7 protein-coding genes and 1 tRNA gene are annotated in these 6,369 nt (G+C 52.9%); 3 read left to right on the top strand and 5 right to left on the bottom strand.

Going from position 1 to position 6,369, the window contains the following annotated elements; genetic code table 11:
- Nucleotides 1–62 precede the first annotated feature (62 nt).
- Together Q7U76_12175 and Q7U76_12170 are read left to right on the top strand one after the other, a co-directional pair.
- Nucleotides 63–152 (top strand) — tRNA-Leu (locus tag Q7U76_12175).
- A gap of 642 nt (nt 153–794) precedes the next feature.
- Nucleotides 795–1,247 (top strand): site-specific integrase, encoded by a 453-nt coding sequence (locus Q7U76_12170; GenBank protein ID MDO8357138.1) that lies wholly within the window; start codon nt 795–797, stop codon nt 1,245–1,247.
- Between the two features lie 93 nt (nt 1,248–1,340).
- On the opposite strand, the gene Q7U76_12165 is transcribed toward Q7U76_12170, so the two are convergent.
- The 3 genes from Q7U76_12165 to Q7U76_12155 all read right to left on the bottom strand — a co-directional run bounded on the left by Q7U76_12165 (nt 1,341) and on the right by Q7U76_12155 (nt 3,824).
- On the bottom strand, nt 1,341–2,405 hold the full coding sequence (locus Q7U76_12165) for a hypothetical protein (protein ID MDO8357137.1): 1,065 nt from the start codon (nt 2,403–2,405) through the stop codon (nt 1,341–1,343).
- A gap of 437 nt (nt 2,406–2,842) precedes the next feature.
- The gene (locus Q7U76_12160; protein MDO8357136.1) at nt 2,843–3,037 is read right to left on the bottom strand and encodes a hypothetical protein; all 195 of its coding nucleotides are present in this window, start codon (nt 3,035–3,037) and stop codon (nt 2,843–2,845) included.
- A 232-nt stretch (nt 3,038–3,269) separates the two neighbouring features.
- Nucleotides 3,270–3,824: a hypothetical protein gene (locus tag Q7U76_12155; protein MDO8357135.1), complete on the bottom strand. Its 555-nt coding sequence runs from the start codon at nt 3,822–3,824 to the stop codon at nt 3,270–3,272.
- A gap of 123 nt (nt 3,825–3,947) precedes the next feature.
- Here Q7U76_12155 and Q7U76_12150 point away from each other — a divergent pair, with 123 nt between their 5' ends.
- Complete coding sequence (locus tag Q7U76_12150; protein ID MDO8357134.1) at nt 3,948–4,355, top strand: DUF423 domain-containing protein; 408 nt, start codon at nt 3,948–3,950, stop codon at nt 4,353–4,355.
- Here Q7U76_12150 and Q7U76_12145 read toward each other — a convergent pair.
- The gene (locus Q7U76_12145) at nt 4,352–5,326 is read right to left on the bottom strand and encodes a hypothetical protein (protein MDO8357133.1); all 975 of its coding nucleotides are present in this window, start codon (nt 5,324–5,326) and stop codon (nt 4,352–4,354) included. The two genes, Q7U76_12150 and Q7U76_12145, sit on opposite strands and share 4 nt — an antisense overlap.
- Before the next feature lie 72 nt (nt 5,327–5,398).
- On the bottom strand, nt 5,399–6,196 hold the full coding sequence (locus Q7U76_12140) for a dienelactone hydrolase family protein (GenBank protein MDO8357132.1): 798 nt from the start codon (nt 6,194–6,196) through the stop codon (nt 5,399–5,401).
- Nucleotides 6,197–6,369 lie beyond the last annotated feature (173 nt).

Below are 6,369 nucleotides of genomic sequence, written 5' to 3'. Positions count from 1 at the left end.
GCAACACTGGCCTTGACCGACCTGGACCCCGATGCTAGAGTCCGGCCACTGCGGCTTTTGCTGCCGGAGTGGCGAAATTGGCAGACGCAAGGGACTTAAAATCCCTCGGTTCCAAAAGGACCATGCCGGTTCAATCCCGGCCTCCGGCACCAGTCGCTACCATTTTCCCAGCCATAACCCCTCGATAGTTCACAGACTATTCCTGCAACGTATGCAGCGGAAGCCGCTTGGATACGCTGTTTTCTTTGCGCTGCAACTGTTGCAGGCAAACACAATGTTGCGGGAAGTTGCGCCGCAACATGTGGAGGGAAGGGGACGCAGTGGGAATTAGACAACGAGAAACACGCTACTTTGTGGATGTGACCGTGCGGGGTGTGCGCCAAACAGCCACCTGTCTGCACTAAGCAGAGGCTGAGCAGAAGCAAGCAGACCTCCGCGTTTTCCTTCTCCGCAGTGTGCAACCTGAGGCTCCCCATACCTGGACGCTTAGGCAAGCCCTCGACAAAACCACAACGACCGCCTGATGACTACGCTGGACACCTGGCTATCATCGACAACAGTAACGCGACGATTAACCGCAAGCTCGCCGCCGTGTCTCGGATGCTGTCCCTTGCGGTGGAACGGGGAAAACTCCAGACCCGCCCCACAATTCAGCGGAAGCGTGAAGGGGAGGGAAGGATACGGTTCTTGAATGAAAGAGAGGAACTCCAGGCACTACACCTCCTCGACCAGTGGGGTAAGCGACCATCTAGAGGCCCTCTTGTTTTGGTCGATACCGGCAGCGTGGCGGGGAATTGTGGAGACTGGAAGGGCGGGACTGTGACACAGTGCAAGGTCTTCTGCGCATCTGGCAGTCGAAGAACGGTCGGCCCAGATCTGTGCCTATGACCGAACGAGTGAAGGCAATTATTGAAGGACAAAGGCTGAAGCATCACACAGGACCTCTCTTTCCAGGTTTTAGTAATTTCTGGTTTGAGCATGTCAGGAATCAGATACGTGAGCTGATGGGCGTGGAAGAAGATCGGCAGTTCGTGCCGTATGCGCTGAGGCATACGTGCTGCTCAAGGCTGGTACAGCGAGGAGCAAATCTTAGGGTGGTTCAGGAGTGGATGGGGCATAAGACCATTACGGTAACCTTGAGATCTGCCCACCTGTGTCCGACAAATTTTCTCAATGCTGTGAAGGTGCTGAATGCCAAACCAATCGTAGCGATGAAACCACTATCTCAGGCAGCATCGGTCGTCTAGGTCTTTCCGAGACTTACAATAAGTCCATGTCAGCACAGCGAAACGCCCACATAGTCTGGGTTGCCGTGCTCTGTCCGGAAACTCTTTCAGGAATTACTCCAAACAAGTTGCATTCTCATTCTTGGTTTTGCGTTGGTAGGCCAAAGTGATGATCTCGCTTTTCGGTATGGCAATTGCGGTCTCATCAGCTAAGTAGCCGTTTGGCAATACATAAAGTAGTTCCGAATTTTCATGAATCAAAGAAATGTTATGCATGACGCATTTCCAGTCCTCCCGACCCATTACCCTGCCGATTGCCTTTCTGTTGTCTGGCTTGATGGCTATTGATATCAGCAGCGGCTTTCCACCACCAAAATGAGGAGAGATGAGCGGATAGGTAAGTGTGGCGTAGGCATATATTGAGAGACATATATTACTAATCCCCCAAAATAGCCCATGTGTATTCTCGGAGGTAACCGACTCGACCTTCTGATCTGGGCGGAAACCTGATAAGAAGAACCACACTCCAATCAAAAACAAAGGAAAGAAGAAAAAGGCCTCTCCCAACCTTGCTGAAGCATTAACAAGCATCAGCAGTAATACAACCCGCGATAGCCGCCCCGTTTCCCACATGTGGATTCTCCACCAGAGCGACAACTTGCCAAAACGCGCTGGAAGCGGAAGAAGGGTGGTGTTAAAAGCGCCCACCACTAGCGCGAGTACAAAGGACGGGTACCGTAGAGCAGAAAGCCACCCGTCAATGGTATTGGATTTTGGTAGTAGCCAGTTGAGGTAAGCACCGGACATGCCGAAAATAAAAAAGATTATCCAGGCACTTCTTATTTCTGCATTGGTTACGTCACCAAGTAAATGCTTTTTCTTGGTTAGATGGATAAGTAGGAAAATTGCGCCGGTGAAACCAGTCGTTGCAGCGAAATAAAGCAAGCCTGCAGAAATATAACGTGGTTGGAGAAAGTCATACGGAACCATTCCGTACTGGAACAAAGATGAGTTAACAATAATAAACCCGATCAAATATGCTAAAGCAGCAGCGATGACCGTAAACGATGATAGATAGGTAACCCATTCAAGCTTGTCCGCTCTCAGCTCTCGCGGCGGAAGGACGGCCACTGGAGTCGGGGGTTGCGGTTCTTCTGTTGATGCCTGGATTTCATTCATAAGGGCGACAAAGTACTAAGGACAGTTACCCGCTCTCGATATCCTGCCGTTTCTGCCTCTAGGGGGGCTATTAAACGCTACTCTGTTATGTGGCGCAACCTCGCTATAGTTCGGGCAATCTGGACGGTGGTAGATGTGGCTTTTTCGGTTACCGATGACGGGGGTAGGAAGAAGTAGGAGGAGAGGAAGAAGGGTCTTGCTTGATAGCTCCCATGAGTATTTGTCTGTATAGAGTCGCTTGCTGTGTTCGTTCCGCATCACTCCCGATCAGGTTGGGAAGAGGGGGGGCGTTTAATTTTGGGGATAATTGTTTCACGGTATACGCATAGAGCACCCGCGCCACCTCACAGACACCAGAGGCGCGGCATAGCGTCACAGGAAGCGCCACAGACACTCCCGCAGGTTACGCCCTGTGGTGGTCTGTTGTGCTCAAGATGCTAGGAAAGAGGCGTCAATTGCAAATTCCCAGATTGGTCAATGATCAGCGTGTGGGATCCTTTACCAGAGGAGGCCTGGATCAAGACCTGATGACCAGCATTGATTGCCCGCTTAAGGATTTCAGGAATCTCAGATTCAGCCAAGGGGTTGTTTGTTTTGCCACTCATGAGGTCAGTAAAATCATCGTCAGTCATATTGGCCCTCCTTGAGTCTCGCCTAAGATAGCGGATTGTAGGAGCATACTTGATAAAGATCAATTTGCATGGCGGTTTAGGGATCTTTCAGCGGCTATTTACTAATCCCCTCGAAAACTGCCTGACAAAATCCCTGTGTTTCTGTGGCTCACCCGGCCTAACGTGTCTATTTACAATATACTCGGTTCCAAAAGGACCATGCCGGTTCAATCCCGGCCTCCGGCACCAGTCGCTACCATTTTCCCAGCCAGCCTCGACAGCCTGCAAAGTAGGCAAAGACGGCGATGCCCAGGATAATCGCCATCTGTATCACATGTTGCACCAACACATCCGGTGCAATCCATCGACTCATAAATAAGAGTCCGGCTGACACGATGGTGACCGCAAGTGTTGTGCGTTTCGGGCAGGGGCGAAGACGACGGCCCTCATAGGACAGGATAATCCACACCACGATCCACCCGAGTGCTCCGATAATCAGGGCACCGGCTAAGTCGGTGAGGCTGAGGAGGGTGCTGTCCTGAATGAGATTGAGGGATTTCCGCATCCCTAATTCCGGACGAATGCGGATCCATTCTCCGATCGTCAGGAGCATCCATACTGCAACTATTCCGAGGGCAAACCCTTCTTGGGTCATGCCGGAATCTTCGATCCGACGGTCGACCCTTCGGAATATGACGGTCGTCGCACCAGTGACTTTGCGGATCTGCGGAGTCAGATCGTACCCACATTCGCAAGTGGAGGTGGAGTCAGAATTGGTGAATAAACAGCGGGGGCATTCGAGCGGCATATCGAGACTCAGTGCTTTCTGCTAGAATCCACTGCCGATGCGGCTATCGGGATGTGGGACAAGTCCGCTATCGGATCTCTCTCTTGCCACAATAGCTTTTGAGAAATCTGCTCAGAGGATTCCATGATCAGTCGGTCGCTCTCTCAACGTTTTCTGGTACTGGGAACGGTCTTCGCCGGATCTGCTGTAGCCGCAGGCGCCTTTGGCGCCCATGCACTCAAAGAGATTCTGGACGCACACAGCCTGCAAGTATTCGATACCGCCACCCGCTATCAAATGTATCATGCCTTTGGGCTTTGTATAGTGTCTTGGGCAATTGATCGCTACCCGGAACAGCGACTTGAGCAGACAGGATGGCTCTTTACCCTCGGGATTCTTCTTTTTTCAGGCAGTCTGTATGTCGTGGCTCTGGCAGGGATACGATGGATGGGAGCTGTGACCCCGATCGGCGGGTTGGCATTCTTGGCAGGTTGGGTTCTTTTTGGTTGGAGAATCTGGCGGGATGCTTGTATCACGAGGTCTGCAAATTAGGGCGTACAGCCGGCTGTTCTCTTACCGCTGATTGATCCCCACCCTCCTTGGGAGTTCACAAAGGTCCCTTCGAGTCCCTTGCCTTCTTTGCTGAATTGCAGGCTGTCTTCTTGGACCCGACCATCGATTTCCCACCGTAGATAGACGTTCTCGCCCAACACGATTGTTTCTACGAGTCCCGGCAACGTCGCCTGCATATTTCCAGTTGGAGGAAAGAGCAATGACAGTTTTTGCTCTTGATGGTGTTGCTGATGGTTATGGATGATCCATTGCCAGGTTCCGCAGAGGCGGGCCTGCCCACGGAGCCCACGCACCCGATCCTTCCAATTCCGTATCCGATCCCATTCCTGATAGCTGGCTTGTATGGCGTCCACTTCCATACGAGTAGCTCGTTCTAAGACTGTGATGAACAGGGGCGATGCAGATTCTCCCTGATTCACCTTGGCCCATTCCGGGGAGGTTACCACAGCCGCGAGTTGATTCAGGGCCTCATGCCAGGAGGCATTGCCTTGTTGATCGAGCCATGCGTGAGATGGTGTGGTTCCGGATAGTCGTTCGGTTATCGTCGTGAATTGCTGTTCTGTCACAGCCTGCCGGATGGTAGCTGCCAACTGCCAGGCGGCTAGACTGCCCATCAGCCGCTGGACTGCCGTCGTCAAATCCGGCACCAGAAGTTCCTTCGAGAGTTTGGCAGGCAAAGCGGTGGCTCCCAATGTCCGCGCGGCATCCATCATGTGAATGGCGGGACCGATTGCCGACACAAAGAGGGTAATGGCTCCCTTGTCGGACTCCAGCTTAGCCAGTTGATCGGAATGAGCCTGGATGATCGATGAGAAACCCGGTATGGCAGTCGGAAGCAATTCGTCTGCCTTGGCATTCAGGCAGGCCCCGAATACAGAGACAATCAGGATGGCAAAGACGAAGCCGATATGAGATTGAGCTGGTCGAATGAACGGGATGTAATGGCGCATGACGTTACTGTATCCTGCCTCTGCTCGCAGCCTCAAGCCTGGACTCTTCACATCGCACTGTGGGGTATTTCGCTAAAGGCCCTGGAAGCAGGTTTTGAGAAAGGCCGCGGTTGCTTCCCAGGCTTCCGCCGTCGCATCGGCACGATAGCTCTCCACACGTTGCTCGTTGCAAAACGCATGGGGGGCATTGGGGTAGGTCCGGATCTCGACACGCTTTTTATATTCCGTCGCAGCGGCACGTAACCGATCGACATGCGAAGCCGGCGCCCACTGATCCAGCCCGGCTTGGTGATAGAGCAAGGGAGGATACAAGCTGCTGATCTCTGTTTCCAGTTGCGGCACTCGCCCGTAATAGGAGACTGCGGCTCGAAGCCGTTTCCGTTGACAGGCAAACCGGATCGCGTAGGATCCGCCCATGCCATAGCCGACGACGCCATGGATATTTTGCTTGATGTGGTCGCGCGTATTGAGAAACTCACAGCAGGAATTGATGTCTTGGAGAACGAGCGTCTCATTCAGCTTGCCCATCAGGGCATCGGCCACTTCTGCATTGGCCGTCACCATGCCGCCTAGCCGCCCATATAGGTTTGGGATGATGACGCCATAACCTTCACACGCCAATCTGGCACCGAGATCTTTGATTTGTGCGGTCAGACCCCATTCTTCGTGCAGGAGAACAAGCCCGGGGTAGAGTCCTTTGGGCTGAGGCCAAAACTGGACGCATTCCACATGGACGTGTTTCGAGACGCGTGTCTGGATATAGGGATCGACGGCGGCATCTGTCAGCGTAGGAATGGCGACGCCGCTTGGAAAGCGTGCCGTGCCGGTACCGATTTGATCTAACGTAAATGGGGCGATGGTGGATATCATTGCGGCAATCTCTTTTCCGTCAAGGCCATCTGAGTGTTGTCATCTTGAGACGGGATTCATGCGATGCGCGCGTACTATAGGGACCAGGTTGTCGGGTTGTCAATCTTGCGGCAAGGGGTGAGTGGTAGTTGACCCTGCTTGTGCGGCGGACTACAGTTTTCACATCGATAGGG

Source organism: Nitrospirota bacterium (genome assembly GCA_030645475.1).
Taxonomy (GTDB): Bacteria; Nitrospirota; Nitrospiria; order Nitrospirales; family Nitrospiraceae; genus Palsa-1315.
The sequence above is the reverse complement of the archived record's forward strand: the minus strand, read 5'-3'. Positions and strand labels throughout refer to the sequence as shown.